The following is a 26547-nucleotide window of genomic DNA, read 5'->3' as shown; positions in this document are numbered from 1 at the left end:
AGATTGTTCTGACAATTAATCTGCCCTACAAGACTAGTGCAAGAGACGCACTTTGAAGCTTTTTTTAACTCAGCTTCAACTCAACCAGTTTAACCTAGCCAGTATTAACCCAGCCAACTCTTGAGCCGTTCAGCAATTTGGGGACGGCGCAGCTTCCGCATGGCCTTACTTTGAATTTGGCGCACCCGCTCCCGCGAGAGATTAAACAGACCACCCACTTCCTCCAATGTACAGGGCTTGCTAGACGTTAGGCCGTAACGTAAAGAAATAATGTCTTTCTCGCGCTGAGTGAGGACATCGCCTAAAACATCCCAAATTTCTTGCCGCAGCATGGTCTCGCTCATTTGAGCTTCGGGAGACTGGGTATCGCCATCTTCCAGCAAATCCATCAGTTCGGTGTCTTCCCCTTTGCCAACGCGATGGTTGAGCGAAAGCGATTTCCGGCGTACCTGCTGTAGATTGCGCAGTTGCTCAGGTGTAACCTCCAGGACCGTTGCCAACTCAACTTCGGTGGGATTGCGATGTAGCTCTTTGCGCAAGTCACGGTGAGCCTTCTTCAGCTTGTTCAGCTTTTCCACGATGTGAATGGGCAGCCGAATCGTCCGCGCATCATTGGCGATCGTGCGGGTAATGCCCTGACGAATCCACCAGTACGCATAGGTAGAAAACTTATAGCCCTTATCGGGATCAAACTTTTCGGTCGCACGGTTTAAGCCCAACGCGCCTTCTTGAATGAGATCTAGAAAAGGAACGCCCCGGTTTAAGTAGCGTTTGGCGATCGACACCACAAGTCGCAGGTTCGATCGAATCATCTTGCGCTTAGCGACACGACTACGGTAGAGACGATGTTCTAACTGCCGCTCGGTCAATCCTACAGCAACGGCCAGGTCTTCTCGGCTGGGCACCCGTCCAAGTTCTTCAATAAGCCGAGATTGCACCATATCAATATCAACCAAATACCTGATGCGTCGTGCCAGTTCCACTTCTTCATTCGGCCTCAGCAATGGATAACGCGCCATTTCTTTAAAGAAGGCACCTACAGCATCATCCGTACTGGTTTTACTGTATCCAGATGGGCGAGCACTGGCGATTTGATCCACATCTTCATCCGCACTAATCGCCTCATTTTCAGCGTTAATAGCATCACCTGCATTGATAACATCATCAACAGCTACATCACCCTGGTAGAGTTCTGCTTCAACCGCATCCATCTCATCAAAATTTGGTTCTGCTGTTAAATCTTCATCTATTAAATCGGCTGGCAAATCACCGTCTACGACTAACTGAAGAGATTCAAGCGAATCAAGATGTTCCGCACTTGGAGGTGCGGCATCAGGCGGCAAAGTTTCTATGGATTGGGTTGGCGTTAACTTTTGAGACATATGAATCATTTGAGTGTGAAGGGGCTGAAAGCTCAAACGTGATGTGTAAATACAGTTGTCTAACTGCTGCTTAAACGCGAACACGCGTCAATACAGTAATGGGAAGACAAGACTCACTCAAGCTGAGAAAATTTGCTTATGTCAGCTATCTTTAGATTTGCTGATCTTAGCGGCTTGACTGTGGAATTGGGGAGGGTGCTTAACGCACTCAAGCTACAACGTACTCAGCTGCGATGTTACAAGCCGATCGCATTCTGTTAAGCTACTTGAAGTAATTTTTGGGGTTGTTCGATCAGCTACAAAAAGCATTGATGGCATGACAACTTGCGAAGATGTATCTGCACCAAAACCAGGAGCCGCGCTGCCTAAAACGCGTTTTTGACTACTAAAAAATTGCATGAGTGCGATCGTCACAGTGCTCCCAAAAATGCGGCTATGCTTGCTGAATTACTACCCTTCCACCCACCTTTGCTTCGTCCACCGTTTGCTTCTCTACCACTAACAAGCTTGCTTATAAGGTTGCACATGGCAATTGAAATTACCAGGTAGGAAGATGGTTCTCTTGCTGCTAATGACTCGATTGAAATGATTAAACCGCTGGGTATGGCGAAAGTGCATGCAGAATGGTAGAAACCACTGTGCAGACTGGCTTATGCCATTTGGCTTCTCACTCTTAGCTGCTGACTCCTGACATCTAATTTGTGCAACTGCACATGCGGTTATGATGGCTACCTCTTAAAAGCCTCCCATAAACACCAGATGATCCTCTCTATCGGTAGGGTGAAAACCCCTCTATCACAAGCTAGAGTGTGGAGAATTAGCAGCGATAAGCCAATGGCTTGCAGCCTCAGCGGCTAGCGAGCAACCGTCATGGAGGTCCCAAAGCTGAATGCTGATGCCTGCAAGCTAACCCAGCACAACGTTCACCAATCTAGTAGGATTGGCATCGACTCACCTGAAGCATTGTGTTCTCGTATGTCTGTCTTGGCTGAGCCTGGAACCCACTATCAAACAGAGACCCCAGCCATGTGGGTCGAAGTTCTCGTTGATTGTCCGGGAGCACAAGGGATTTTTACCTACCGCTTGCCGCCACGCCTGGTGGTTCAGCCTGGGGATATCTTGAGCGTACCGTTTGGGATGCAGCAAGTTGGCGCGATCGCCATTCGCTGCCTGGAGCATCTCCCCGCAGGGCTAGAACCATCTCAGATACGAGATATAGACGATCTGGTGCAATCGGGCTTCTTCTCTGAAACCTACTGGCAGTTGTTGAATCGGGTGGCTAGCTACTACTGCACGTCTCTCATGCAGATCGTTCGGGTTGCCCTGCCACCGGGACTGTTGGCACGATCGCAACGACGTGTGCGGCTCTTAGACAGAACTGAGCACGACAAAGAGGCCAAGAAGCTAGACGACCTCCGGCTCCTCACTCCCGACTCCCCACTCCCAATTCCTCACTCTTCCGCCGCCCACCAGATCCTCACGCTCCTTCGCGCTAGCAAAACAGGAGCTTATAGCTGGCAATTCCTACAACGCCAGGTTCAAGGAGCGCGTCAAGGTTTACAAGCATTGCTGCAACAGGGCCTGGTTGAACAATACCTGGAACCACCTACTCCCGTCCGCCCTAAACAAAAGTTAGCTGTCACCTTCGTAGCCTCACCCACGGCATCTGACCTGACCCCTCGACAGCAAGAAATTTTGTCGGTGCTGCGGCGGCAAGGAGGCGAACTCTGGCTCACAGAACTGCTGCAACTGTGCCAGACCAGTTCTACCACCTTAAAAAGCTTGGCGCAGAAAGGGCAGGTTGTGATTCAACCGAGAGAGGTGCTCCGACGCGAAGGTGGCTCAGCCATATCAGCCGATGACGCAAAAACGCTGACGCCAGATCAAACAGCTGCTCTAGAAACGATTCAAGCGCTTTCTGGTTTTGCTCAAGTTTTGCTACATGGCGTCACTGGCTCTGGTAAAACCGAAGTTTACTTGCAGGCGATCGCACCCATTCTTCAGCAAGGGCGATCGGCGTTGGTGCTGGTACCCGAAATTGGCTTGACTCCACAGTTAACCGATCGCTTCCGTGCCCGCTTCGGTAGTCGCGTCTGTGTATATCACAGCGCCTTATCTGATGGCGAGCGGTATGATACTTGGCGGCAAATGCTTAACGGCGACGCTCAGGTGGTGATTGGTACTCGTTCTGCCGTCTTTGCACCACTACCGCGACTGGGACTGATCGTACTGGATGAAGAACACGATGGTAGCTTTAAGCAAGACCAACCAGCCCCCTGCTACCATTCCCGCACGGTTGCAAGTTGGCGGGCAGAGTTGGAGTGCTGCCCGTTGCTACTGGGGTCGGCAACGCCCTCATTGGAAAGTTGGGTAGCGTGTATGGGCGGGGAGGTAGAAGGCAGGAAGCAGGAAGCAGAAGGGGGGAGTCGCGAGTCGGGAGTCGCGAGTCGGGAGTCAGCGGTTAACAGTCAAAACTCAAAACTGTCTAGCGTTCGCGTAGCGTGTTCAACGGACTCAGCGGCGCAAAGCGCTACTCAAAACGCAGAAGGGAGTGGGGAGTCAACAGCCAGAACTCAAAACTCAAAACTCAAAATTCAAAACTCAAAACTCACTTCCTCCCTCACCCTTACCCTTCCCACCCGCGTCTACGATCGCCCGTTGCCTCCGATCGAGGTGGTTGATATGCGGCAGGAACTGCATCATGGAAATCATTCCATCTTTAGTCAATCGCTGCGATTGGCCTTGCTGGACTTGAAAGAACGGCAGCAGCAGGGCATTCTGTTTATTCATCGTCGGGGCCACAGTACCTTTGTCTCTTGCCGAAGCTGTGGCTATGTGGTCACCTGTCCTAATTGCGATGTGTCGCTGGCGTATCACCATGTCCATAGCGAGGCAACGCCGCTGTTGCGGTGTCACTACTGCAACCATACCTGCTTGTTGCCCAACGATTGCCCAACCTGCCGTTCTACCTACTTCAAGTATTTTGGCAGTGGCACTCAGCGGATTGCTCAGGCGATCGCGCAAGAGTTTCCAGACTTGCGGCTGATTCGCTTTGACAGTGACACGACGCGTACAAAGGGTGCCCATCGGGCACTCCTCACTCAATTTGCGGACGGCGACGCAGATTTGCTAGTGGGCACTCAAATGCTGACAAAAGGCATTGATCTGCCCCAGGTGACGCTTGTGGGCATTGTCTCGGCGGACGGCCTGCTGCACATGGCAGACTACCGCGCCAATGAACGGGCCTTTCAAACCCTGACGCAAGTAGCGGGCCGCTGTGGTCGTGGGGAAGCACCGGGTCGAGTGATTTTGCAAACCTATTCACCAGAGCATCCGGTGATCCAAGCCGTACAGCACCATGCTTATGAACGGTTTGTTACGGACGAGTTACAGCATCGATCGCAGCTTCACTATCCCCCTTACAGCCGACTGATCTTACTTCGATTTAGCAGCACCAGCCCGATCGCTGTACAACAAGCCGCCGAACGGGTAGCGCTTGCCCTGGCTCATCTAGAAGAGCCAGGCGTTGAGCGCTTAGGGCCAGCTCCTGCGACGATTTTGCGCGTTGCCCGTCGTTATCACTGGCAACTCCTGTTCAAATTACCGCTGACGGGGTCTGTGTCGCTGCCAGACTTCACAACGCTGCGATCGTGGTGCACCAGCAACGTCAGCCTAACAATTGATGTTGATCCGCTCACGATGCTTTAGCAAAGAGAGAAAATGGGAAGCATAAACAGGGGACTGGCTCCTACCGCCACCCATGCGTTGAGTCAACGCGATCGTCAAAAAGATGTAGGGTGCCCATCGTTACAGCCTACAGGCGGTTTACAACGCCTCTACGTCGTAACGTCAGAACTATTGCTAAACCATTACTCATCCAATGCACTCATTGAGAAACCTTTCTATGCCGCTTCAGCCCACTAAACTATCTGCGTTGATTGCACTGTTGGTAGGTGTGGCTCTTCCCGCCAACATGCCAACCGCCCAAGCATTGAGTGTGCAATCGGCTTTGCTGAGCAGCCGTTTGGTGGCATTAACGTCTACACAGGCACAAAGTGGCAACGTTGATTCCCTAGTCAAACAGGGTAATGCGTTGCTGGATGCCAACAAGCTAGAAGAGGCTCTGGATGTATTCAGGCAAGCGTTAGCCATCGATGCCAACAATGTCGAAGCGCTGGTTGGTCAAGGGACGGCCTTCTACTACCTCAGTCAGTATGAAGCGGCGATCGCGGCGTACAAGCGAGCCACAACCTTAGACGCGCGATCGGTTGCTGCCTGGGTCGGGTTGGGCAATGCACTGGATGATTCTAAGCAACCAGAACCCGCTCTGAAGGCCTACGATAAAGCGCTGGCGATCGATGCGAACGATGCGAATGTTTGGTACAACCGGGGAGTCACATTAGGTCGGCTACGGCGCTATCAAGAAGAGGTGGCGGCTTATGACAAAGCCGTGCGCTTACGACCGACTTACAGCAGCGCCTGGTACAACCGTGGCATCGTGCTGAGCAAGCTAGAGCGGCACACCGAAGCGCTGGCATCTTATGAGCAAGTCGTGAAGCTCGAACCCAGTCGTACCAATGCCTGGATCAATCGCGGCAATGTGCTGTTTGACTTGAAGCGATACCCAGAGGCCATCAAGTCCTACGATCGCGCCATTACGATTGAACCCAACAGCGAGGATGCCTGGTTTAATCGTGGGGTAGCCCTGGCAAACCTGAAGCGCTATCAGGAAGCGATCGCCGCCTTTAATACCACGCTCAAAATCAATCCCAACAATGCTGACGCACGCAAAAATCGGGATAGCCTACTGAAGCGCGTCGAGCAACTCAATCAGGAAGCGGTGTAGGGGATTGGCAGGGGAGATGGGGGATGAGGGATGAGGGATGAAGGCTAAAGGCTAAAAGCTGACTGCTCAACAAACTCAAAACTTCCACATTGACCGCTCCATCGACATTGACGCTCTTCTATACCATCTGATGTCCGGCTTGCAGGAGGGTCTGAATGGCGCGATCGAGATCCTGCTGTTTCACCAACACGTAGTCTGTGTCATAGGTGGAGATGGCAAAAATACTGATGCCAGCCTCTGCTAGAGGTGCGGCGATCGCCGCCAAAATGCCCGTAAGCGCAAAGTCTAACGGGCCTTCCACCTTCAAACAGCGCCAGTTTCCCTCAAAGTTGCTTGCCTGCGCTTCGAGTGGAACATTTACCTGCGGACAGACGATTGATAACTCATTCTCTGTCCTTGTGATCGAGAAAAGCCTCTGCAAGCTCCATACGGGTATCGGTTCCTCTGGCTCTAACCGACAGACCGCAAACACCTCTTGCAGGATGGAGAACGTGAGGCTACTAGCTGTAACCATAAGCGTGCTCGATGGGTTAGCCGCCCGCGATCGCCGGAATGATACTGACCTCATCACCATCTTTCAGCGGGGTTTTGGCTCCATCCAGGAAGCGGATATCCTCGCTGTTGACGTAGAAGTTGACGAAACGACGCAGTTCGCCCTGGTCATCGCACAGACGCGCTTTGATGCCGGGACAACTGGTTTCAAGCGACTCCAACAGACCAGCCACCGTATCAGCGGTACATTCAACCGTTGCCTGATTATTGGTGAGCTTTTGTAGCGGGGTCGGAATGAGAACTTTAATGGACATGATTGTGAGTGTTGTGAGTGATAGATTGTGTCTAGCCTTAGGCAACCCAGAAACGCGAAGCATCACTGTTGCCGCGATTGCTATACTGCCGTCGATCTTGCAATTTTCGTCAGCAAGCGTAATGCTTCATTCACAGAAGCCGAATCTCGAAAGACTGCTGCCACGTCTGGATCAAGCACCACGATATTGGTAGCTTGTTGATAAGCTTCATAATACTTACCGCGAACACCACCTGAAAAATCGTATTCAGATCTCATTTCATCATCGCCGACTATTTCAGATTCCTGACTCATAATTTCTTCTCTCCTGCCGCGTTGCCAACCGAGCACTGATTAAACGTATTTCACCTGCTCGCTCTGTGTGAGATATAACTAAAAGACGCTGTGCGGTTGATGAACCTGTAGTTAAAAAACGGTGTTCGCCTAAGGAATGGTCAGGGTCTAAGATGGTTACTGCCAGCGGATCGCCGAAAACCGTAATTGCCTCCTCAAAAGATACACCATGCTTTTCAGCATTGCTAAATGCTTTATCTGGGTTCCATTGGAAACTCATCCCTCTATTATAATTTCAAGCAGTCTGAATATTGACAAGAAGCCATCGCTAAACGTGTGTACTGGAACCACCATTGGAATGAAGCGAAAAAGATTCGTACTGTTCCGAGTCATCACTAATAGTCAGTGCAAATTCATTCTCAAAGTAGAGACTGAATGATGTCGGTACATTAATGGAAAAACTACAAACCTTATATTCAAGAAGCTTGTGGACACAATATCTCTCTCGCTGGGCATGGAGTATGAACTGATCCACCAACACATGATCTCGGTTCCACAATTCCCATTTGCTCTCAACATCAATGCTGCTGCCATCAGAAAAATAGAACTGAATTTGGAACTCACTCAACCTGATTTGGCTGTATGCTTGCCCTACAAATTCAGCCAGCGGAAGACTTTCAAGAATGCCGTACATCGTTGTCTATCTGACGCTGACTGAATTTTAAGTACTCTTAGATAGACACTGCAAACTGTTTCGCAAATCAATCATTCACATAGCCCCTTCACAGCAATTTACACTGAAACTTGCTGCCATTCCAGGCGCTCTAGGGTGCGAGAGCGCTCCAGTGCCCGCTCAAAGCTGTCGAGTTTTGGTTCGATCGTGAGTGGTTCGCCCACATAGCCCTGCACAGCTTCTTGGGTCTTCAACCCGTTACCTGTGACGTAGACGACGGTGGTTTCGTCGGGATCAATCTTGCCCGCTTCGGCCAGCTTTTGTAGCACCGCGATCGTGGTACCACCTGCTGTTTCGGTAAAGATACCTTCGGTTTCTGCCAACAGCTTGATCCCAGCAATAATTTCCGCATCGTTGACGGATTCGATATTGCCGTTGGTTTTACGAGCGATGTCGATCGCGTATACCCCATCCGCAGGGTTACCGATCGCCAGCGACTTCGCGATCGTGCTGGGCTTCACAGGCGTGACAAAATCGCGTCCTTCACGGTACGCCTGAGCGATGGGAGAGCAACCGTCTGCTTGCGCCCCACTAAAACGCACATGCTTATCAGCCACCAAACCGACATCCACAAATTCTCGGAACCCCTTGTAAATCTTGGTAAAGAGTGAGCCAGATGCCAGCGGTGCCACGATATGGTCAGGCAATTCCCAACCCAACTGCTCTGCCACTTCATAGCCCAGCGTTTTAGAGCCTTCAGAGTAGTAAGGGCGCAAGTTAATGTTGACAAAGCCCCAGCCGTGCGTGTTAGCTACTTCGGAACAGAGGCGGTTGACCTGGTCATAATTGCCCTGTACAGCCATAACGGTTGGGCTGTAGATCAACGTGCCCATCACTTTACCCGCTTCCAGATCGGCAGGAATGAAGACACAACAGTCTAAGCCTGCATGAGCGGCGATCGCCGCCGTCGAGTTTGCCAGATTGCCCGTGCTGGCACAGGATACCGTTGAGAACCCTAATTCTCTAGCCCGCGTCAGCGCAACCGATACGACCCGGTCTTTGAAGCTGAGGGTCGGCATATTCACCGCGTCATTCTTGATGTACAGCTTCTTTAAGCCAAGGCGACGCGCCAGCCGATTAGCTCTTACAAGTGGGGTCAGCCCTGTACCGACATCGATCGGCTGATTCGTTTCAACGGGCAAAAACGGGCGATAGCGCCAGATGGAATGGGGGCCAGCCTGAATACTTTCACGGGTGACTGCGCGCCGGAGTGCATCGTAGTCATAGGCAACCTCCAGAGGCCCAAAGCAAAACTCACAAACATGGATAGCCTTCAGCTCGTACTCCTCACCGCATTCTTTGCATTTGAGGGCACGAAAGGTCGCTGCCGACTTAGTTTGTAGCTGAGTTGCCTGAGTCATGGGTCAAAAGCTCTTGGTAGAAGAGGACAAATTAAAAGCAGAGGGCAGATTCAAGATTCAATACCAGACTCGAATGATGGTAACATGCGTCACAAATACCGTCAAACATACCCGATATTTTTAATCGGGTATGTCTAAAGCCCTTTCCAGAAAGCATTCTGCGCTTTAACTTGTACTGTTAGCTGATAAAGTCGCTTTTATTACAGATCATCTTTGCTCGATCGATAAGTCTGTAGGCATCGTTTTGCTCCACATGCATCTGCATGATGTCTACAAAGAGTGTCTTATTGGTGAACTGTGCGCTTCAGGCTGTTGGCGCGCCTTAAGCATGTGAAGGAGAGCTGAATCTGGGGGTATTCGCTTCTTTTGCCTATGTTGCAGCACTGCAACGACGCGACCCATTCACGCTGGAACGCCTTGAATCCAGCATCATGCTTTCGGTTGAGCCGTGGGGATCACAGATTACCCCAAGAGGGGTATGGGCATTTTGTCAAACGGTTGTTATATTCTGTAATACGAGCCAAGCGGTAATTTCTTTATTTAGGGAACTATGGAAGAAATCACTGTTGTCGTTAATAGCTACTGACTCGAGTAACCTTGCCAGTAGTTGGTCCGAATACACTCTCTCAAAACTGGAGTCGAATATGAACCAACCTGTTGAGCTGTCTTTAGAGCAGCAATTCAGTATCCGTTCCTTTGAATCTCAAGTGCAGAATATGAGCCGTGAACAGGCTCAGGATTTCCTCGTCAAGCTCTATGAGCAGATGGTGATGCGAGAAAACATGTACAAGCATTTTCTCAAGCATCAGTGGGGATTGGAATCGGGTCCTCAGTTCCAGTAACGTCTTTCTGCGCTATAGACGACCTCTGTCTCTTGCTTTTTTCCAAGCAGAATGAAAGGAAGCTGGTGATGTCGGGGCGTTAAGTGCGGTTCGCTGCCGCTTTATCTCTGTCACCCTATGTATCTATTGCGTTGTTGAGTATTGCTCTAACGTTATCTCTTAGTTTTCCTCAGCCTTATTTTTTTGTTCGTCCTTGATTACTAATATCCTTAGATTATTGGTTAAAAGCTGAGTTGAGGTTACTGGCATCGTTCCACTGTTTTGGCATGCTGAATGCGGTTAACGAGGCGCGTGGACTGACCCATAACTCTTCTCTCTGACTCAAACTGCACGATCGGCCAACGCTTCATCTCTGAGTGGTCAAGGTAGCTAAGGGTTTAAGATATTGCTTCCCACCGTTGGATTGGTGAGATCTATTGATACTCGTTTGATTAGGGTTCTGCGCTCTGTGATCGATTGGTTAAGCATTAGGGTTTGAAATCTCTAAGCCTTTAGGGTTGTCTAAGATTTCTACCCAATCAACGCACTACACCAACCTGTGATGATAGTCTAGATACCCTGTGCTTGCCGCCGTTACCGCTATGTTTCGACGTTTACTAATCTGTACAGATTTTTCGGATGGGCTGCATCGCCTGGTCGATTTTGTGCCGAGTTTGGCTGCAAGCGGTATCGAGCGTCTGGTGTTTCTGCATAGCGTTCCTTTTGCAGAGTCTGAAGGTGTACCGCGAGTTGATACTGCGAAGATAGAACAGGCACGTAACCGATTGGGCGCGGCCTTAGAGCCTGTGCTGCCAGGTATCGATGTGCATTTGGAGGTTGCATCCGGTCGTCCGGTTGACATGATTTTGAAAGCGGTAGAAGCGCATGCAGTGGACTTGATTCTGGTGGGCACACCGACTCGTAGTTTGCTAGCCGAAAAGCTGTTTGGTAGCACTACGGTTGAGCTGTCGCAGCGTCTTACGGTACCGCTGATGATTTTGCGTCCACAGCTAATCGCTACTTACACAGCCGAAGAGCTTGATCTGCGCTGTCGCCACCTGTTCCGCTGTTTGCTGGTGCCGTATCACGGAAGTGATGCCTCAAACCTCCTGATTCAACGGCTTCAACAAAAACTGCAACAGACGTCGATCGCCCCAGAGCGGCTGCATCTTTGTTGGGTTGTGGAGGGCATTAGACGTCGCGATGTGCCCCTAGATTATCAACTTAAAAACGCACAGCAGGCGCTAGAGGCTGTTGCTGCTGTGCTACGCACTACAGGCGTCACTGTTGATCCGGTTGAGGTGCGCGAAGGCGATCCGATCGTAGAGGTACTGGCATCCGCTCAAATGGCAGATGTAAGCGCGATCGTGACAACATCCAGTCGTGTAAACAAACTACTGCAATGGTCTGTGCCACAGTTTGTAGATGAGTTACTCCGTCGCAGTTGGCATCCGCTAATTTATTTTCCGCCACAGCAGCAGTGAATCAGCATGACCTGGACTAGTGGACTTTTGGCGCTCTCATGCGCTAAATCCAGAGGCATCTTAGCACCGGAAAATCTGTTAGTGCCCAAAGGAAGAACCGCCAGGGTCTTTTTCTAGTTCGGTGGCAATGCGCGGCTTTAACTTATCGAACTCGGCTTTCAGCAAGTTTTTACTCAAGGTCGGCTGCCCTATCGATCGATATGACTGGCTGGTAATCACCCATTCCTGTAACTGTAGGCGTTGCGATTGATTAATAGTGATTGTCATGGCATGCGAACAGGTTTCTGGCTGCTCTAGCGCAAACAGCAAGACCTGATATTCACCTTTTTCGACTAATAGGCGGCTCATTTCTTGACCATGAGCTGTCTTGAGATCTAGATAGCAGGGAAGCCAGCGTGAACCGGGTTCTTGCCCAGGCTGAAGACGCTCTTGGCCTTGAATGCGCTTACGATTATAAATGCCTGTAATCCACAGCAAGATTGGATGCGGTGACATAGCATAGAGGAAATTTTTGTAGATGACATTGTAGAGGCGGTAGATTTGCAAGGTTTGGATTTCTTGCTGAGGCAGCATAACCCAAATCGCGGGCAAGGTGCTTTTGCTTGTCGTAATGCTTTGAGCAAAGACGATCCGCGCAACGGGTTTGTCTTTGGGCCACAGTGCCAGGTTGCAAAGATCGTCAACAACCGCCGGACGATCGACTTGAGGTTTCAGTTGGTTCTCTAAGGGCTTTCGTTTCAGAATTTTGTCGAGGTCCTTAGCGGCCCGAACACTGTCGCTATACCGTTGCTCCAATGGCTCCAGCGCCTTCAGCACATCCACGATCGACTGTGGGCGATCGCTCGGTGACTTCGCCAGACAGCTCATGACTAAATTTTCCAGTGCTTTCGGCAGCTTCAGATTGGGGTCAACGGCTTCAAACGAACGAGGTGGTTGAGAGTGATGCGCTTTGTACCAGGCACCAAAGGCGTGAGTATCAACGTGAAGCGGCATTTTGCCCGTCAACATCTCGTACATCATGACGCCCAAACTGTAAATGTCAGAGCGTGAGTCGAGTTCTCGCCCTTCCATTTGCTCTGGCGAAGAGTAAGCCAACGTGCCCATGTAAGAACTGGTTTGCTCACTATCTGCTTGCAACAGCTTAGAAATGCCAAAATCGAGAATTTTGACCAGTTCGCCCAAGCTGGCGTCTCGACTGACAAGAATGTTGCTGGGCTTAATATCGCGGTGAATGATGGGGTAAACGGTGCCATCAATGACAATGCCCTGGTGGGCGCACTGCAACCCTAGCGAAATCTGTCGGGAGAGGGTAAGAAAGCGCGGTAACGGGAGCGGCTGATTGTTGATGACCTCGCTCAGGCTTTGCCCCTGCAAATATTCCATGACGTAGAAGGGCACGTCTTCTTCTTTATAGTCAGTGACTCCATAATCAATGACGTTCACAATATGAATGCTTTTGCGTCCAAGCTGAGCGCATGTGCGGGCTTCACTTTTGAAGCGATCGCGCATTTTGGGATTTAGCAGCGTTTGAGACAGAAACTTAACTGCAATGACGCCTCCAAGCAATGTGTCTTCGGCTCGATAAACCCGCCCCATTGCACCTCTGCCAATGAGTTCGGCAAGTCGATAACGGTTAGCCAGTAAGCGTCCAGCGTTAGAATCTATCGTCATAGTTTGCGGAGGGAGCAATGACCGAGCGTAAGTTGCCAGGTACACCTACAGTTCAGCAGCACAGGGTATGTTCAATCAGTCGTTTAGCAGAGGCAGGGATGCAGAGGCGAGCACGTCATAAATACCAGTAGGTGAAGGTGTGCCAGAACTGGAACATTCCCATTCATGGGTGCAGGGCCTATAAACCGGAAGTAACTCAAGTAACTAATCCTTCAAGTGAGTTCCTTAAAGGCGATCGTTGCAGCAGTTAAGCGTAACAGGATGCGCCAGGTTTAAGTTTGCACCCTGAAAACTGACAAGCAGCATTTTTGCGAAGGTGACTACCGTTAAGACAGCACATACCAGCACGATAACGTTACCAGTAGGGGTGTTCTAGCTCGTATCTCTTCTTAGTAATCCCGTAAAGTCATTTTAGCGATCTAAATTGCTTCAGATTACTGATTTGCTTGCAGCCGATCGCCTTCTGTTCTATAAGCGCAGCCTTGATATCAAAGCCATGCTATCCAACATGGCGCTCTAATGTTGCTTCCATCGTGCTAGTAAGATAGTGCCCTGCCATAATACCGCTGGATAAATAATATTTATTGTCATCCATGCGATACAGAGTTTCAAAGCCGCTGCGACGTTGGCGATCGCCCAGGACCCAGTAGCGTTGCACGATCGACTCCTGGGCCACCCAACCTTCGCCCTCAACCCGACCAAGCAGGCTATGCTGAAGCACAAACGTATACTGGCGTTCGCCCGCATCTAATCGCCCTCGGTACTGAAAGGAAATTTCTTCCCGATCAGCTCCTGGAAACACAAGCTTTGTCACCATTGTAAACCAGTCATCTCGACTCCAACCGACGAGCGTTTTGCCCATCACAGTAATCGGCATGCCGTTGCGTTCGAGCCAGTTCCCCTGAAGTGACCAGCGTCCTGCCTCCATTAAAAAGGTGTGAGCCACAGCGCCATCCCTTACGTTAGTTGCTTCTTGCAATGCTGGTATTTGTGGTAATTCATGCTACCACGCACCCATTCTGCTAGCCTGGTTAATTTCCCCTAAAAGCACTGCGCTGGTAGCGCCCGTCACCGCAGGAAGATTTCCAGGAATGCTCTGTTGCCGCCAATAGGCCAGCACCGCAAAGGCGATCGCTTCCTTAAACTCGGCATTGAGACCGACATCATCTGTGGCCAAAACAGGTATGTTGCCTAGCTGCTGCTGCACCCGTTGTTTCAAATATAGATTCTTACTGCCACCGCCGCATAGTAAGACCTGGTCAGGGAGTTGAGGCAAAAAGGTGCGGTAGCTGTGGGCGATCGACACTGCCGTCAATTCTGTCAAGGTTGCCAGCACATCTGCATGGCTCAGAGCGCGATCGCTCACATCTGCCAAACACTGCTCTAAATAAGCAGGACTAAACAACTCTCGCCCCGTTGACTTCGGCGGTGGTTGCTGAAAAAACGGCTGTTGAAGCCACTGTTCGACCAATTCGCTACAAGGTGTGCCGCTCGCTGCCCAAGCTCCATTGCGATCGTAAGTCTGTGTGCCGTTAGAGAACTGCTGCACAGCTAGATCGATGAGGACATTGCCAGGGCCAGTATCCCAACCGAGGGGAGGAGGGGAGAGAGGGAGAGAGTTTTGAGTCTTAAGTTCTGAGTTTTGAGTTTTGAATAGCGCGTTGCGCCGCTTCGCTAGAGAGTTTTGAGGGCTGACCGCTGACCGCTGACCGCTGACCGCTGATTCCCGACTCCCGACTCCCAATTCTCCACTCTTGGCTGGCAAATACGCTACGTTGCCAATGCCACCAATATTCTGCACACATCGATTCTCCGTCTGATGGCTGAGTAAAGCGACATCGATAGCAGGAACGAGTGGAGCACCGTGTCCACCTGCTGCGATGTCTGCGGCACGAAAGTTGCTGATTGTGGTGATGCCTGCGGTGTGAGCGATCGTAGCTCCGCGCCCCAGTTGTAGGCTGTAGCCAAGAGAGTGAGGAGTGAGGGGTGAGGGGTGAAAGAGTTTTGAATTTTGAGTTTTGAGTTTTCTTTGCCCCCCTTGCTCTCCTACACCCCTCTCCCCTCTCCCCTCTCCCCTCTCCTCCCTTGGCGGTCGATGAAATACCGTTTGGCCATGTGAGCCAATGAGTTCAGCAGCAGGATGTCCGGTCTGGATGGCGATCGCGGCTTGTGCAAATTGATGGGCGATCGCGTCATCCAAGGTTGCTAGTGCTTCCATTGAAAGGGCAGCACCACCACAGACCGCCAGAATTTGTTCACGGAGATCTGCTGGATAGGGATAGGTTGCGCCTGCGAGCAGTTCAACCGTTAAGTCAGTTGTGGAGCCAGAAAGATTGACTAGGGCAGCGTCAATGCCATCGACTGACGTCCCGCTGATTAAGCCAATTACAAGCATTGCGTGATGAATCATTGGTTGCTAAACAATCATCGTCTAACAACCCATAACTCACAACTAAAAACTCAAGTGGATGGTTTCTCAGTCGCAATAATGTGGATGTCAATATTTTTAAGCGATCGCAGCAGTTTTTGCGTGAGAGAGGTGCGTAGCAGGTTCTTCCAGCGCGATCGCCGGCTTTCACCGATGAAAATCTGGCTGATGTGATAGTTTTGAGCCGCCGTGGCAATTGCCCGCGCCACATCGTGATCGTTCACCCGCAAGAACTGACCACCAAACTCTTTACACAGGTTCTCGCAGGTTTCGATATGCAGGCTTTCTTCTTTGGTCAGGAAGCGATCGGGATTATCGACAAACAAACAGTACAAAGGGCCGTGCATGTAGCTGGCAAGTCGTGCCCCACGCCGAATCAACTGTACGGCGTTGGGATAGGTAGAGATGCAAACCAGTACGCGCTCTAAAATGTTGCAGTGAGGGGCTAATGAGGTGGGTGTGCTTTCGGCTTCAAAGGCATCTTCCTCAATGTTGTCGGCGACTTCGCGCAGAGCCAGTTCACGCAGAGCGATTAAGTGGCGGCGCTTAAAGAAATTTTGGAGGGACTGATCGATCTTTTCAGGCGCGTAAATTTTGCCATCTTTAAGTCGTTCTTCCAACGTTTCGGGCGTGACATCAACAACAACGACCTCATCGGCCTCGTCTAGGAGGCGATCGGGAATGCGTTCCCGCACGACGACCCCAGTGATGCGAGCAACCGTATCGTTCAGGCTTTCGATGTGCTGAATGTTGACGGTGGAGTAGACATCTAGCCCTGCTGACAGCAGTATTTCCACATCGTGATAGCGCTTTTCGCGTTTGGAACCGGGTACGTTAGTATGCGCCAATTCATCTACCAGAACAAGCTGCGGTTGCCGTGCCAGAATCGCATCCGTGTCCATCTCGGTCAGGGTAATGCCAGAGCAGGTAATGTCTTGGCGAGGTACTTGTTCTAGCCCGATCGCCTTTTGAGCCGTTTCAGCCCGCTTGTGTGTTTCTAAGAGACCAATGACAACATCAGTACCTTCGTGCCGCAAGCAGTGGGCTTCTTCCAACATGCGGTAGGTTTTACCCACACCGGGCGACATGCCAATAAAGATTTTGTGCTTACCGCGACGTGCCGGACGAATTAACGTACTTTCGGTTGCAGAAACAGAGGATTCGTACATTTGCCAGAAGGCTCTCACCGCTACAATATCCAACTGTTTACTAGCGTAAATGATGCCTTGAAGAACTCCATCTAAACGTTGTATATCTGCCAGTATAAATCGGCTCTAAACATTGCTTTGTACTGTCTTTTTAAGTGGTGTTTTGCCATTATTCATTAGCATCAGAGTAATCATACGCTAGAGGTTTGCTGCACGTTGAAAAGCCTCCAAACGACGCTTTTGGGTCAAGAACCGTCCGCGCGCATTCGCTGGTTGATTGCCGGATCAGTGACGATCGTACTGCTGCTGGAATACACCACTCCACCCGATTATGTGTTTGGGTATTTGTATATTGGGCCAATTCTATTAGCCAATGCGCGGCTGAAGCGATCGGGAACGGTGCAGGTAACGCTCTTAGCGGCTCTACTAACCTTGTCGAACTTATGGCTTCCGGGCGATAAAGGTGTTGATGCCTCAACCCTTGCCAACCGCCTGATTGTCGTGATGGCGTTGGTCGTGACAGGTATTTTGAGCGATCGCATTCGGCGCAGTGAAGACGCGATCGCCCGCCAAAAGGCACAGCTTGAATCGCAAGAGCAGCTTGCGGGAATGCGCGAAGACTTTGTTTCCACGCTGACCCATGATTTAAAGACACCGTTGTTGGGGGCGATCGAAACTATCAAAGCCTTTCAGCGCGGGGAGTTTGGTACGGTCGAGACGGCTCAATCTGCCGTTCTAGCCGCCATGATACGCAGCCATCAAACCACGCTACAGATGGTAGAAACCATGCTGGATGTGTATCGCAACGACTCCGAGGGGTTAACGCTGCACCTTCAGCCGATCGATCTGGCAAGTCTGGCAGAAGATGCCCTTACCCACCTGCGGGAACTCGCGTCTACCCGTCGAGTCCATCTGAGCTTGAGTTATGGCGCATCAGACTTTCGCAGGACGCTGTGGGTTGAAGGCGATGCACTTCAGCTCCAGCGCGTTTTTGCCAATCTGCTGACCAATGGCATCAATCATTCTCCACGCGGCGGCAAGGTCGAAATTGTGCTGGAATCGCAGTCGAGCTATCAGGTCGTCAAAGTGCTGGATGAAGGGCAAGGCATTACGGCGGATGAGTTACCGCGTCTGTTTGAGCGGTTTTACCAGGGGCACGGCGATCGACAGGCAAAAGGCTCTGGGCTAGGGTTATACCTAACTCGCCAAATTATTGAAGCGCATCATGGTACGCTCTGGGCAGCGAACCGATCGCCGCAGGGTGCCCTGTTTGGCTTTCGTCTGCCGATCGCCGCGATGCCCAATACATCCCACCCATCCGTTAAAAGTGCTGAGATTTAGGGTATGAGTTAAGAGAGGCCATGCAGTACTGAGAATCGATCCCTTTTCATGAAACCTCCCATAAAAATTCTCATTGCTGAGGATGATGAACTCTTTCGACTGGGACTGCGGATGCGCTTGCAGCAAGAAGCCGATCTGGAGGTGGTTGCTGAAGCCGAGGATGGCGAGACTGCCGTTGACCAGACAAAATGTCAATCGCTGGACTTAGTGCTGCTAGATGTGGGTTTACCAGGCATTGGGGGGATCGAAGCATGCCGCCAAATTAAGCAGCAGCAACCAACGTTACCCGTTCTAGTGCTCACATCGCGGTCTGAAAAAAACTTGATTTCTCGCTTAATTGCGGCTGGTGCTCAGGGCTACTGCTTAAAGGGGATTGCGGCTGAGGCGTTGATTTTGGCGCTGCGATCGGTTGCCGCTGGTGCATCCTGGTGGGACTCAACCGCTACGGCTGAAATTCAGGCTGCCTTTCAAGAGACTGCATCTCTTCCCGCGTCTGAACCAATGCCGCCTCGATCGATCGAAAATCCCCTCACCCCACGTGAGCAAGAAATCTTAGCCCTTGTCGCTGCTGGCAAATCCAATCAAGAGATTGCCGATCTTCTCTACATCACGTCCGGTACTGTACGGGTTCATGTCCACGCAATCCTACACAAGCTGGATGTCCGCGATCGTACTCAAGCCGCGATCGTCGCTTTGCAAAACCGTTTAATTTCAAGGGAGTAGGGAGTAGGGAATCGGGCAGAGAGCAAGGGGGCAGAGGGGGTAGGGGAGTAGAGGGGGCGGGGGGACAGGGGAGCAGAGGGGGCAATTCAAAACTTATAGGATTTGCGAATTTGCCTCCCAATCCACAATGCTGGGGGCTTTAATTGGCTCGGTTCCCCCAGAATTGGGGGCTAGGGGGCGAAAGATGACCGCTCTTGCGTAAGTCCTATTTATTTGTGTTCCTTAGGGAAGCAAACTACATCCTTTAGTCTTTCACCCCTCACCCCTCATCTTTTCCCTTCCAGGTGCCATGAAAACCAGGTGGCACTACGTGAGGGAGAGCGAGTTTGCAGACAGGTTCCTCATCCAGACGATCGTGATCAAATATCCAGGCTTCGCTGCGATCGGTGTTGCCGTCATAGACAACGGTTAAAACCCAGCCACGATCGACCGTTTCAGCATCAGGGGCATAAATCGGTTCGCTGGCATAGCGGTTAGTGCCGCAATCGGCTTCGGTAAGCGTGGCGGTTTGGTAGTCGAAACGGGCGATCGTGCTAAACAGTTCGCGCTGCAGATCCGCACCTGGACGATGCAGTGACAGGTAGGTGTAGCGGGATGGTTCACCAACTTGTTGAGGCTGCACGGTGGGAAATTCACAACTGCGATCGACCACCTGACTCGACTCCAACACCTTGCCCGTTTGAGGATCTAAGCGCAGTTGCCAGAGGGTGCCTTTTGCCAGCGTTTCCGTATGCCCGGTTGCCACTTCTTTGAGAAATTGGTTGGTCTGGAAGTCTGGGTAGCGCACAAGGTCAAAGACGATCGAGCCATCCGCCAGTTCGCCCCCATTACCAAAGTGCCACTGATACCAGGGTTCCGCTCCGCTGCGGCTGACGACTTCAAGCGTGGTGCGATCAACCACAACGATTTCCGTCCCCTTCTCTGGTTGCCACGAAAGAGCCTCGCTGTAACTCTTGAGCATTGCCAACACCGGCAGGGCATTCAACCGCACAGGCGACACGCAAAAGATGAGGTACTGACCTGCCATCACGCAGTCATGAATGATAGGTAAGCCTTGCAGCGGGATTTTGTTGTGCTGCCGTACTTTGCCACTGGCATCGCTACGGTAGAGATTCAGCGTGCCATGTTGCCCAAAGCTAAGCCCAAAGTTGAAAATATCGCCCGTCTTTGGGTCGCGTTTGGGATGCGCTGAATAGGTGGCACCATCCAGGCCACCGAGATCATCCAGCCCTAATGTGTCGAGCGTGTCCAGTGTCAACGCATGGGGTAAACCACCTTCCCACAGCGCCAACAACTTATTGGGCAGCGCGATCACAGACGTATTGGCAACGTTTTTCAGTCCTTTATTAAATCGCTCCCACCAGTAACCGGGCGGCAGCATTGCATAGCCACTGTACAAAAACTTGTTTGCTCGCGTTTCTGCTTGATAACCGTCTGTTTGCACATAGCGATAGACCCCTGTTGCGCCTGCATCGGTAAAATGAAGCCCCAGAATGCCACCATCGCCATCAAACCAGTGCCCCACTCGTTGTCCGCCCCGCTCTAGTAGCGCAGGCCCATTGCGATAAAGAGAACCGCGCAAGCCTAAAGGCACGGCACCCGCTAAAACAGTGAGCGGCACGGGACCAAATTCTATTGCAGGTTGCAGCACTGCCTTTGACCAAGCAGCAGTTTGAGTTGGTTTAGCGATCGTTATCATTGCTAAGCTCCGTATATCTAATGTTGGTAGATCTTGTCTTACTTGACAGTTTCTGTTGATTATTTGGCGATCGCAGGTAAGTCGATCACCCTGGTAATCCTTCTGTCATTCATCGCAATGCTTTTGTATCAACTCACACTCCTTTTGTATCGAGTTACATTGCTTTTGCATTGAGTCACAATCCTTTTGCATCGAGTCACAATCCTTCTGCATCGTCTGACATTGCCATCGCGATTGCCCACAGTCCTTCAACCGTAAGCTAACGTGAGTTCGGGTTAGCTGTCAGACACTCAACTCCTGACTCCTGTCTTCTACCTCCTGACTCCTGATTCCTGACTCCCCTTCACGCCACTACATTTCTTTGCGCCAATTGAGCATTCGTCGTGAGATAACCATCCTCCATCTGCACAATGCGATCAGCAATGTCGAGAATGCGATTGTCGTGCGTCACCAGCAAAATTGTGCAGCCCTGCTCTCTGGCAAGCCGCTGCATCAATTCCACCACATCGCGCCCCGATTGTTTATCCAGTGCAGCGGTTGGTTCATCTGCCAGCACCAGCTTGGGATGACTGACCAACGCACGCGCGATCGCCACTCGCTGCTTTTGCCCACCGGAGAGATATTCGGGGTAATAGGTCGATCGTTCCTCTAGCCCCACCGCTGCCAGCATTGCCTCAGTTCTCGCATTCGCATTCGCCGTTGATAAGTCGTGCAGTTCCAACGACATCAGCACATTTTGTTTGGCGGTCAGAGACTTCAGTAAGTTATGCGCCTGAAAGATATAGCCAATGTTGCTCCGTAGCGCCACCATTTGCGCCTTCTTCGCGCCGCAAAGCTCCTGCCCCAACACCTGCAAACTGCCGCTTTGAGTCGATCGCAAACTGCCAATCAACGATAGCAACGTCGTCTTACCCGACCCCGACGGCCCCGTCATAATGACAATTTCGCCCGCCTGAATCTCTAAATTGATGTCGAACAACACCTGCTTTTGCAGTCGTCCCTGACCGTAATAGTGATTCAGAGCTTGAATTGAAACAACCGACTCAGCCTTATTGAGAGATTGCATGGAACACTTCTCCTGACTCCTGACTCCTGATACCAATTTGAATTGAAAATGCGACACATCCTGTAGGGGCAAGGCATTGCCTTGCCCCTACCCAGCGATTGATCTGTAGCCGTCATTCTTTTAATCGGTATGACTCCTCGTCTCTAAAAAATATCCGCTGGATCAGCCGATCGCAGCTTCCGCGTCGCGATCGCCCCCGACAGCAAACACATGCCGATCGTCAGCAGGAAAACGGTAGTGATGCGAGAGACCGTCATAAACAAAGGCAGGTTCGTCGCGCCTCTGGTCATGGCATACAGCCCGGTAGAAATCGCGGCTCCAGGCATAAAGCCCAGTACCGCTAGAATTAGCGCCTCTTGAAACACCACTATGAGCAAGTAGCGATCGCCATACCCGATCGCCTTGAGCGTGGCGTATTCTGCCAGATGCTCTGCTACATCGCTCGACAGAATTTGATAGACAATCACCGCGCCGACAATAAAGCCAATCACTGTGCCCAGGCTGAAGATAAAGCCGATCGGCGTATTGTTTTGCCAATAGGCTTTTTCCAGTTCGGCAAACTCCGCCAGCGTCATCACTCGCACATCATTCGGCAAACTTGCCTGGAGGACTTGCTGCATCTGCGCTGGATCAACGCCCGGTGCTAGTGTAATCAACCCCGCGCTGACTTCTGACTGCTTGCGATCGGGAAACAGACGCAGAAAGTTTTGATCGCTGGTAATCACATTGCCATCGGCTGCAAACGATGCTCCTACTAGAAACAAGCCTGCCACCTTGATTTTGCGGCTTCGCACTTCAGTGGGCACGACTTTGCCTGACTCCAGCGCCGCGATCATGCTGGTATAATTTCCCCGCGAACCCTGGTCAAACAACGCCATTTCGGGCATTTTGAGCTTGTCCAGGTTGCGATCGACCCCTGGCAGATTAAACACCGACTTTTCAGGATTGAAGCCCAAGAACAAAATGCCTTCATTGTGGCGTGTATCCGGGTTCTTCCATTCCCGCGAATCGGCGTACAGCGCCTCAACCGACTGCACCCCAGCAAAACTTCTTGCTTGATAGAGCCGTCGTCGCGGAAAGTTCGTCATGCTCACAATGTTGCGTGCCAGCGGACTGACCAACACCAGATCGGCTCGCAAACTGCGGTGCACCTGTGTATTGCTGTCATAGAGAGCTGTCCGAAAGCCCAACTGCATAAACATCAGCATGTCAGCAAACGCAATGCCAGCCATTGCGACGAGGAGACGGTTGCGATCGCGGCTTACTTGCAGCCATGCGAGGGGAATTTTGCGTTTCATTACATGTGTAGGATGGGGAGGCAATGAGGGCAAGGGGGAGTAAGGGGAGCAGAGGCGGCAGCAGGAGAGGCGTTTTCATTGATTCTGGCCCCTCTCACTTCTCACCTCACCTTTCACTTTCAGCCTTTAGCGATCTGCACCGTGACTTCGAGGTTAGTGAGACCAGCGACTTTACGGCTTCCGAGTTTGTCCAACCGAATTTTGACTTCCACAATGCGCGCATCGGCATCAGCGGTTGGGTTCGTGTCCAGCACGCCTTTCTTCTGGATTTGCAGCCCAATTTCATCGACCGTACCGCGCACTTCACCGCTAAACGCGCTGCTAGTGATGGTGGCAGATTGACCCCTGCGAACGGCTTGAATGTCGCTTTCGTAGATTTCAGCCACGACATACATCTGGTCAGTTTGCCCCAGTTCTGCAATGCCCTGGTCGCCCACAATTTCGCCTGACCAGGTATGAATTTTGAGCATTTGCCCATCACGGGGCGATCGCACCAATGCCAGAGCCAGATCTGCCTGTGCCTGCTTGACGGCGGTTTGTGCGCTTACCACCTCCGCTTCTGCGGCAGAAACATCGACCGGACGCACCTCCGCCACGCTGTTCAAGGTATTTTTGGCCTGTTGCAGTTGCGCTCTAGTCGTATCTGCTACCAATTGCTTGCTGTCTCGTGACGAAGCAGAAATTGCGCCCTGCTCGTAAAGTCTCTGGTAGCGCTGGGCTTCAAGCTGGGCGTTGTTTAACTCTGCTTGCAGCCGTGCGATCGCGGCGGCCTGTGCGCCAATTTCACCCGTTTTTGCCCCTGCTTTTACCTGGGCCACCTTCGTGAGCGCAATCTGCACATCCTGTTTGGCTTTTTCCAACGCGGCTTGCAGACGATCGTGGGAATCCAGCACCGCAATGACCTGTCCCGCTTGCACCCGATCGCCTCGCCTCACCAGCAGTTGCTCCACCCGGCTACCCTGACTCGATGCTGCTAGGCGAATGACTTCGCCCTGGGGTTCCAATCGACCCAAAGCCGTTACGCTGGTGGCCCCTGCATTGACTGGCAAAGCCTGAGCCACTCTTGGAGGAGCCACTGCCAGCCGCGAAAAACCGTAGAACAGACAGGCGGCCGCGATCGTCCCTCCAATTGCCGCTACGATGAGCATTCGTCGATTCGTTACTTTAGAAAGTGGCTGACCAACCCCGCTCGTTTTAGGTGTCGCTGTTTGCATAGGAGAATACCTCTAGATTTCGAGCAACCCGCAAAGCCGCATTCAAGGCGATGAGTGCTTATGCAATAAATTGCATTAAATGATAGTCTATATTCAACTATTTGCATATGTCAATCAGTGCATATGCAAATAGTTGAATTAATTTATGTCTGAGCCGATTAAGTATTTGAGCCAATTAAGGAACGAACCGATGGCACTTACCCACGCAATTTTGGCACTTCTCGTCAACTGCCCTCAAAGCGGGTACGACCTCACCAAAAACTTTGAGGAGTCTGTAGGCTGCTTCTGGAAAGCCACTCACCAGCAGATCTACCGTGAACTTGCCAAACTTGAAGCGCAGGGATGGGTACAGCCCACCACCGTCTTACAGGAAGGTCGTCCTGATAAGAAGGTCTACGGCATCACAGAGCTTGGGCAGCAAAAGCTTGCCACCTGGGTTGCGGCTCCCTGCGACACAATGGCGATTAAAGAAGAACTGCTAGTCAAAGTGTTTGTCGGTGCTCTAGTGTCAACGCCTGTCATTCAGCAGCAGCTTCTCCAGCATCGTCAAATTCATACCCATCAGCTTGCTCACTATCGTCAAATCGAAGCTGTGGAGTTTCAGAACTTCCATGCCCTCACGCTGGAAAGTAAACTGCAATATCTGGTGCTGCGTCGGGGCATTCGTTACGAAACCGATTGGATCGGTTGGTGTGATGAAGCGCTGGCCTTGCTGCATGAGGAGACAGAAGGAAAGGAGAAATGATGCCGCAAGTGCCGCGATCGCAGAAGAGCAGTAATGGCATCCACTACTCTGTCCACTGACCCATGCACCCTTCGATGGCGCTTTTTGTTGCAATCACAAAATAATCATAACAAGCAATCATAGCCCGGTCTGCTAATATATTTAGGTTGTTCAGGTTAATAGCATCGTTGAGTCAGTCCATAGACCTACCCAAGGTAGACGATTTTTTACAAGAACTGGCAACCATTCAGCAAACAGGCTCCAAGCGCATCGCGTTGCTGGGCTCACGCCACGTTCCCATCACCCATCAGAACTTGATCGAAATGATGAGCTATGCCCTGGTCTTAGAGGGTAATCGCTTGATCACGTCTGGTGCCACAGGAACCAACCAGGCAGCCATTCGCGGTGCAATGCGGGCAGATCCGACACTGCTAACCGTGATTCTGCCTCAAAGTATGGAGCGACAGCCGCGAGAATCGCGCGATCAGCTAGAGCAGGTTATGCATTTGGTTGAAAACCCTAGCAACGACACGTTATCCCTAGCTGAAGCTAGCGCGCTCTGTAATGCTGAGATCATTTCGCGCTGTCAGCAGTTAATTTGCTTTGCCTTTCATGACAGCCAAACGTTGCTCACAACCTGCCGCGAAGCTGAAGATCAACGCAAAATCGTAACACTATTCTACTTTGACTAAGAGGATGTCTGAGAAGTGTCAGAGACGCTGCCTTCGCCCCCTCAATCCCCCAGAATTGGGGGATTTCCACCTCAGAACCCCTCAAATTTGGGGGGTAAGGGGGGCGGTTCGGGTAGGCATTCATACCTTTTAAGACATCCAATTTAATCACTCCGTAGGCTCGGGTAGGATGTGTTAGCGCAGCATAACGCATCACTTTTAGGGATGAAGATCAACGCAAAATCGTAACACTCTTTTATTTTGATTAGTTAAGTCAACTTTGATTAGTTGAGCCAAATGGTTGTTCAACTAATCACGTTTCAGCGCAAACTTCACATCAGACAGCACTTCTGATGCGTGTGTAAAAAAGCGCATCCAGATCGAACGGCCCAGATGCGCTTTTTCACTGCAACAAACGCAAAGTTCAATCAGTCATTCGATCGGATTGCCACCTGAAGCCAACTTAACGAGTCAGTAGGTTAATTGCAGCCCCAGCAGCGGCACCTGTCAGCGCATTGTTCACGGCATGATGCCGACCTGTAACGGTGCCAGTCAGAACAGACGCACCGGCACCAACAGCCGCGTCGCGCGGTAAATCACGATGCCCAGGGTGCTTACCAAACGCGCTATTAGCACCACTGACAGCCGCACCAGCCGCCGCGCCATTAATCGCGCCGCGCGCCGCCGATCTATGAGTGATGGCACCCGTAACAACGCCAGCAGCGGCACCAATGCCTACATCTCTCAACAGACGGTCATCGGCGGCAGCAGGACTAGCCGGAAGAAGCGCCGTACCGGCCAACGTTGTAGCGAGCAGACCTGGCAAGAATGCACGGTTCAAAGCGTGATTGATCATAGT

The 26547-nt window shown here is 51.4% G+C and carries 25 protein-coding genes; 9 read left to right on the top strand and 16 right to left on the bottom strand.

Annotated elements, in window-relative coordinates:
• Positions 1-104 precede the first annotated feature (104 nt).
• Positions 105-1382 (bottom strand): RNA polymerase sigma factor, RpoD/SigA family, encoded by a 1278-nt coding sequence (locus AC5JLP_RS29145; RefSeq protein ID WP_496071355.1) that lies wholly within the window; start codon positions 1380-1382, stop codon positions 105-107.
• Positions 1383-2252: 870 nt separating this feature from the next.
• Between AC5JLP_RS29145 and priA the strand changes: the two genes are divergently transcribed.
• The 3 genes from priA to AC5JLP_RS29130 are packed head-to-tail and all read left to right on the top strand — an operon-like array spanning position 2253 to position 6228.
• Positions 2253-5090 (top strand): primosomal protein N', encoded by a 2838-nt coding sequence (gene priA / locus AC5JLP_RS29140; protein ID WP_496071354.1) that lies wholly within the window; start codon positions 2253-2255, stop codon positions 5088-5090.
• Between the two features lie 12 nt (positions 5091-5102).
• Positions 5103-5306, top strand: a complete 204-nt coding sequence (locus AC5JLP_RS29135) for a hypothetical protein (RefSeq protein ID WP_496071353.1) — start codon at positions 5103-5105, stop codon at positions 5304-5306.
• The gene (locus AC5JLP_RS29130) at positions 5287-6228 is read left to right on the top strand and encodes a tetratricopeptide repeat protein (protein WP_496071352.1); all 942 of its coding nucleotides are present in this window, start codon (positions 5287-5289) and stop codon (positions 6226-6228) included. The genes AC5JLP_RS29135 and AC5JLP_RS29130 overlap by 20 nt, the downstream gene beginning before the upstream one ends.
• Before the next feature lie 118 nt (positions 6229-6346).
• Here AC5JLP_RS29130 and AC5JLP_RS29125 read toward each other — a convergent pair whose 3' ends face one another.
• From AC5JLP_RS29125 to thrC, 6 genes are all read right to left on the bottom strand, one after another.
• Positions 6347-6742, bottom strand: coding sequence for an ACT domain-containing protein (locus tag AC5JLP_RS29125; protein ID WP_496071351.1), 396 nt, complete (start codon positions 6740-6742; stop codon positions 6347-6349).
• A 16-nt stretch (positions 6743-6758) separates the two neighbouring features.
• The gene (locus AC5JLP_RS29120; RefSeq protein ID WP_496071350.1) at positions 6759-7034 is read right to left on the bottom strand and encodes a MoaD/ThiS family protein; all 276 of its coding nucleotides are present in this window, start codon (positions 7032-7034) and stop codon (positions 6759-6761) included.
• A gap of 80 nt (positions 7035-7114) precedes the next feature.
• Complete coding sequence (locus AC5JLP_RS29115) at positions 7115-7327, bottom strand: hypothetical protein (protein WP_496071349.1); 213 nt, start codon at positions 7325-7327, stop codon at positions 7115-7117.
• Positions 7311-7586, bottom strand: a complete 276-nt coding sequence (locus AC5JLP_RS29110; protein ID WP_496071348.1) for a BrnT family toxin — start codon at positions 7584-7586, stop codon at positions 7311-7313. Before AC5JLP_RS29110 ends, AC5JLP_RS29115 begins: the two co-directional genes overlap by 17 nt.
• 48 nt (positions 7587-7634) lie before the next feature.
• Positions 7635-8000: a hypothetical protein gene (locus AC5JLP_RS29105; protein WP_496071347.1), complete on the bottom strand. Its 366-nt coding sequence runs from the start codon at positions 7998-8000 to the stop codon at positions 7635-7637.
• Between the two features lie 98 nt (positions 8001-8098).
• On the bottom strand, positions 8099-9400 hold the full coding sequence (gene thrC / locus AC5JLP_RS29100; RefSeq protein WP_496071346.1) for a threonine synthase: 1302 nt from the start codon (positions 9398-9400) through the stop codon (positions 8099-8101).
• A gap of 644 nt (positions 9401-10044) precedes the next feature.
• Between thrC and AC5JLP_RS29095 the strand changes: the two genes are divergently transcribed.
• Together AC5JLP_RS29095 and AC5JLP_RS29090 are read left to right on the top strand one after the other, a co-directional pair.
• Positions 10045-10242, top strand: coding sequence for an NblA/ycf18 family protein (locus AC5JLP_RS29095; protein ID WP_496071345.1), 198 nt, complete (start codon positions 10045-10047; stop codon positions 10240-10242).
• Positions 10243-10823: 581 nt separating this feature from the next.
• Complete coding sequence (locus tag AC5JLP_RS29090) at positions 10824-11705, top strand: universal stress protein (RefSeq protein WP_496071344.1); 882 nt, start codon at positions 10824-10826, stop codon at positions 11703-11705.
• Between the two features lie 78 nt (positions 11706-11783).
• On the opposite strand, the gene AC5JLP_RS29085 is transcribed toward AC5JLP_RS29090, so the two are convergent.
• From AC5JLP_RS29085 to AC5JLP_RS29070, 4 genes are all read right to left on the bottom strand, one after another.
• On the bottom strand, positions 11784-13376 hold the full coding sequence (locus tag AC5JLP_RS29085; protein WP_496071343.1) for a serine/threonine protein kinase: 1593 nt from the start codon (positions 13374-13376) through the stop codon (positions 11784-11786).
• Between the two features lie 499 nt (positions 13377-13875).
• Positions 13876-14322, bottom strand: coding sequence for a hypothetical protein (locus tag AC5JLP_RS29080; RefSeq protein WP_496071342.1), 447 nt, complete (start codon positions 14320-14322; stop codon positions 13876-13878).
• A 57-nt stretch (positions 14323-14379) separates the two neighbouring features.
• Entirely contained in the window at positions 14380-15786 is a 1407-nt protein-coding gene (locus AC5JLP_RS29075) for an anhydro-N-acetylmuramic acid kinase (protein ID WP_496071341.1), read from the bottom strand.
• 50 nt (positions 15787-15836) lie between these two features.
• Positions 15837-16973 (bottom strand): sensor histidine kinase KdpD, encoded by a 1137-nt coding sequence (locus tag AC5JLP_RS29070; RefSeq protein WP_496071340.1) that lies wholly within the window; start codon positions 16971-16973, stop codon positions 15837-15839.
• A gap of 195 nt (positions 16974-17168) precedes the next feature.
• Between AC5JLP_RS29070 and AC5JLP_RS29065 the strand changes: the two genes are divergently transcribed.
• Both AC5JLP_RS29065 and AC5JLP_RS29060 read left to right on the top strand, forming a co-directional pair.
• Complete coding sequence (locus AC5JLP_RS29065) at positions 17169-18293, top strand: sensor histidine kinase (RefSeq protein WP_496071339.1); 1125 nt, start codon at positions 17169-17171, stop codon at positions 18291-18293.
• A gap of 48 nt (positions 18294-18341) precedes the next feature.
• Positions 18342-19016 carry a response regulator gene (locus AC5JLP_RS29060; RefSeq protein WP_496071338.1) on the top strand — a complete coding sequence of 225 codons (675 nt, stop codon included), beginning with the start codon at positions 18342-18344 and terminating at the stop codon, positions 19014-19016.
• 259 nt (positions 19017-19275) lie between these two features.
• Here AC5JLP_RS29060 and AC5JLP_RS29055 read toward each other — a convergent pair whose 3' ends face one another.
• The 4 genes from AC5JLP_RS29055 to AC5JLP_RS29040 all read right to left on the bottom strand — a co-directional run bounded on the left by AC5JLP_RS29055 (position 19276) and on the right by AC5JLP_RS29040 (position 24293).
• Positions 19276-20715 (bottom strand): carotenoid oxygenase family protein, encoded by a 1440-nt coding sequence (locus tag AC5JLP_RS29055; RefSeq protein ID WP_496071337.1) that lies wholly within the window; start codon positions 20713-20715, stop codon positions 19276-19278.
• Between the two features lie 343 nt (positions 20716-21058).
• The gene (locus AC5JLP_RS29050; protein WP_496071336.1) at positions 21059-21781 is read right to left on the bottom strand and encodes a DevA family ABC transporter ATP-binding protein; all 723 of its coding nucleotides are present in this window, start codon (positions 21779-21781) and stop codon (positions 21059-21061) included.
• A gap of 143 nt (positions 21782-21924) precedes the next feature.
• The gene (devC, locus tag AC5JLP_RS29045) at positions 21925-23079 is read right to left on the bottom strand and encodes an ABC transporter permease DevC (protein ID WP_496071335.1); all 1155 of its coding nucleotides are present in this window, start codon (positions 23077-23079) and stop codon (positions 21925-21927) included.
• 119 nt (positions 23080-23198) lie between these two features.
• Entirely contained in the window at positions 23199-24293 is a 1095-nt protein-coding gene (locus AC5JLP_RS29040; protein WP_496071334.1) for an ABC exporter membrane fusion protein, read from the bottom strand.
• A gap of 145 nt (positions 24294-24438) precedes the next feature.
• On the opposite strand from AC5JLP_RS29040, the gene AC5JLP_RS29035 reads away from it, so the two are divergent.
• Together AC5JLP_RS29035 and AC5JLP_RS29030 are read left to right on the top strand one after the other, a co-directional pair.
• A complete protein-coding gene (locus tag AC5JLP_RS29035) occupies positions 24439-25038 on the top strand; it encodes a PadR family transcriptional regulator (protein WP_496071333.1) in 600 nt (199 codons plus the stop codon).
• A gap of 167 nt (positions 25039-25205) precedes the next feature.
• A complete protein-coding gene (locus AC5JLP_RS29030; RefSeq protein WP_496071332.1) occupies positions 25206-25709 on the top strand; it encodes a DNA recombination-mediator protein A in 504 nt (167 codons plus the stop codon).
• A gap of 442 nt (positions 25710-26151) precedes the next feature.
• On the opposite strand, the gene AC5JLP_RS29025 is transcribed toward AC5JLP_RS29030, so the two are convergent.
• Positions 26152-26544 (bottom strand): hypothetical protein, encoded by a 393-nt coding sequence (locus tag AC5JLP_RS29025; RefSeq protein ID WP_496071331.1) that lies wholly within the window; start codon positions 26542-26544, stop codon positions 26152-26154.
• Between the last annotated feature and the right edge of the window lie 3 nt (positions 26545-26547).

The sequence above is a fragment of the Stenomitos rutilans genome, assembly GCF_059505485.1.
This window is presented reverse-complemented; position numbering and strand designations above follow the sequence as displayed.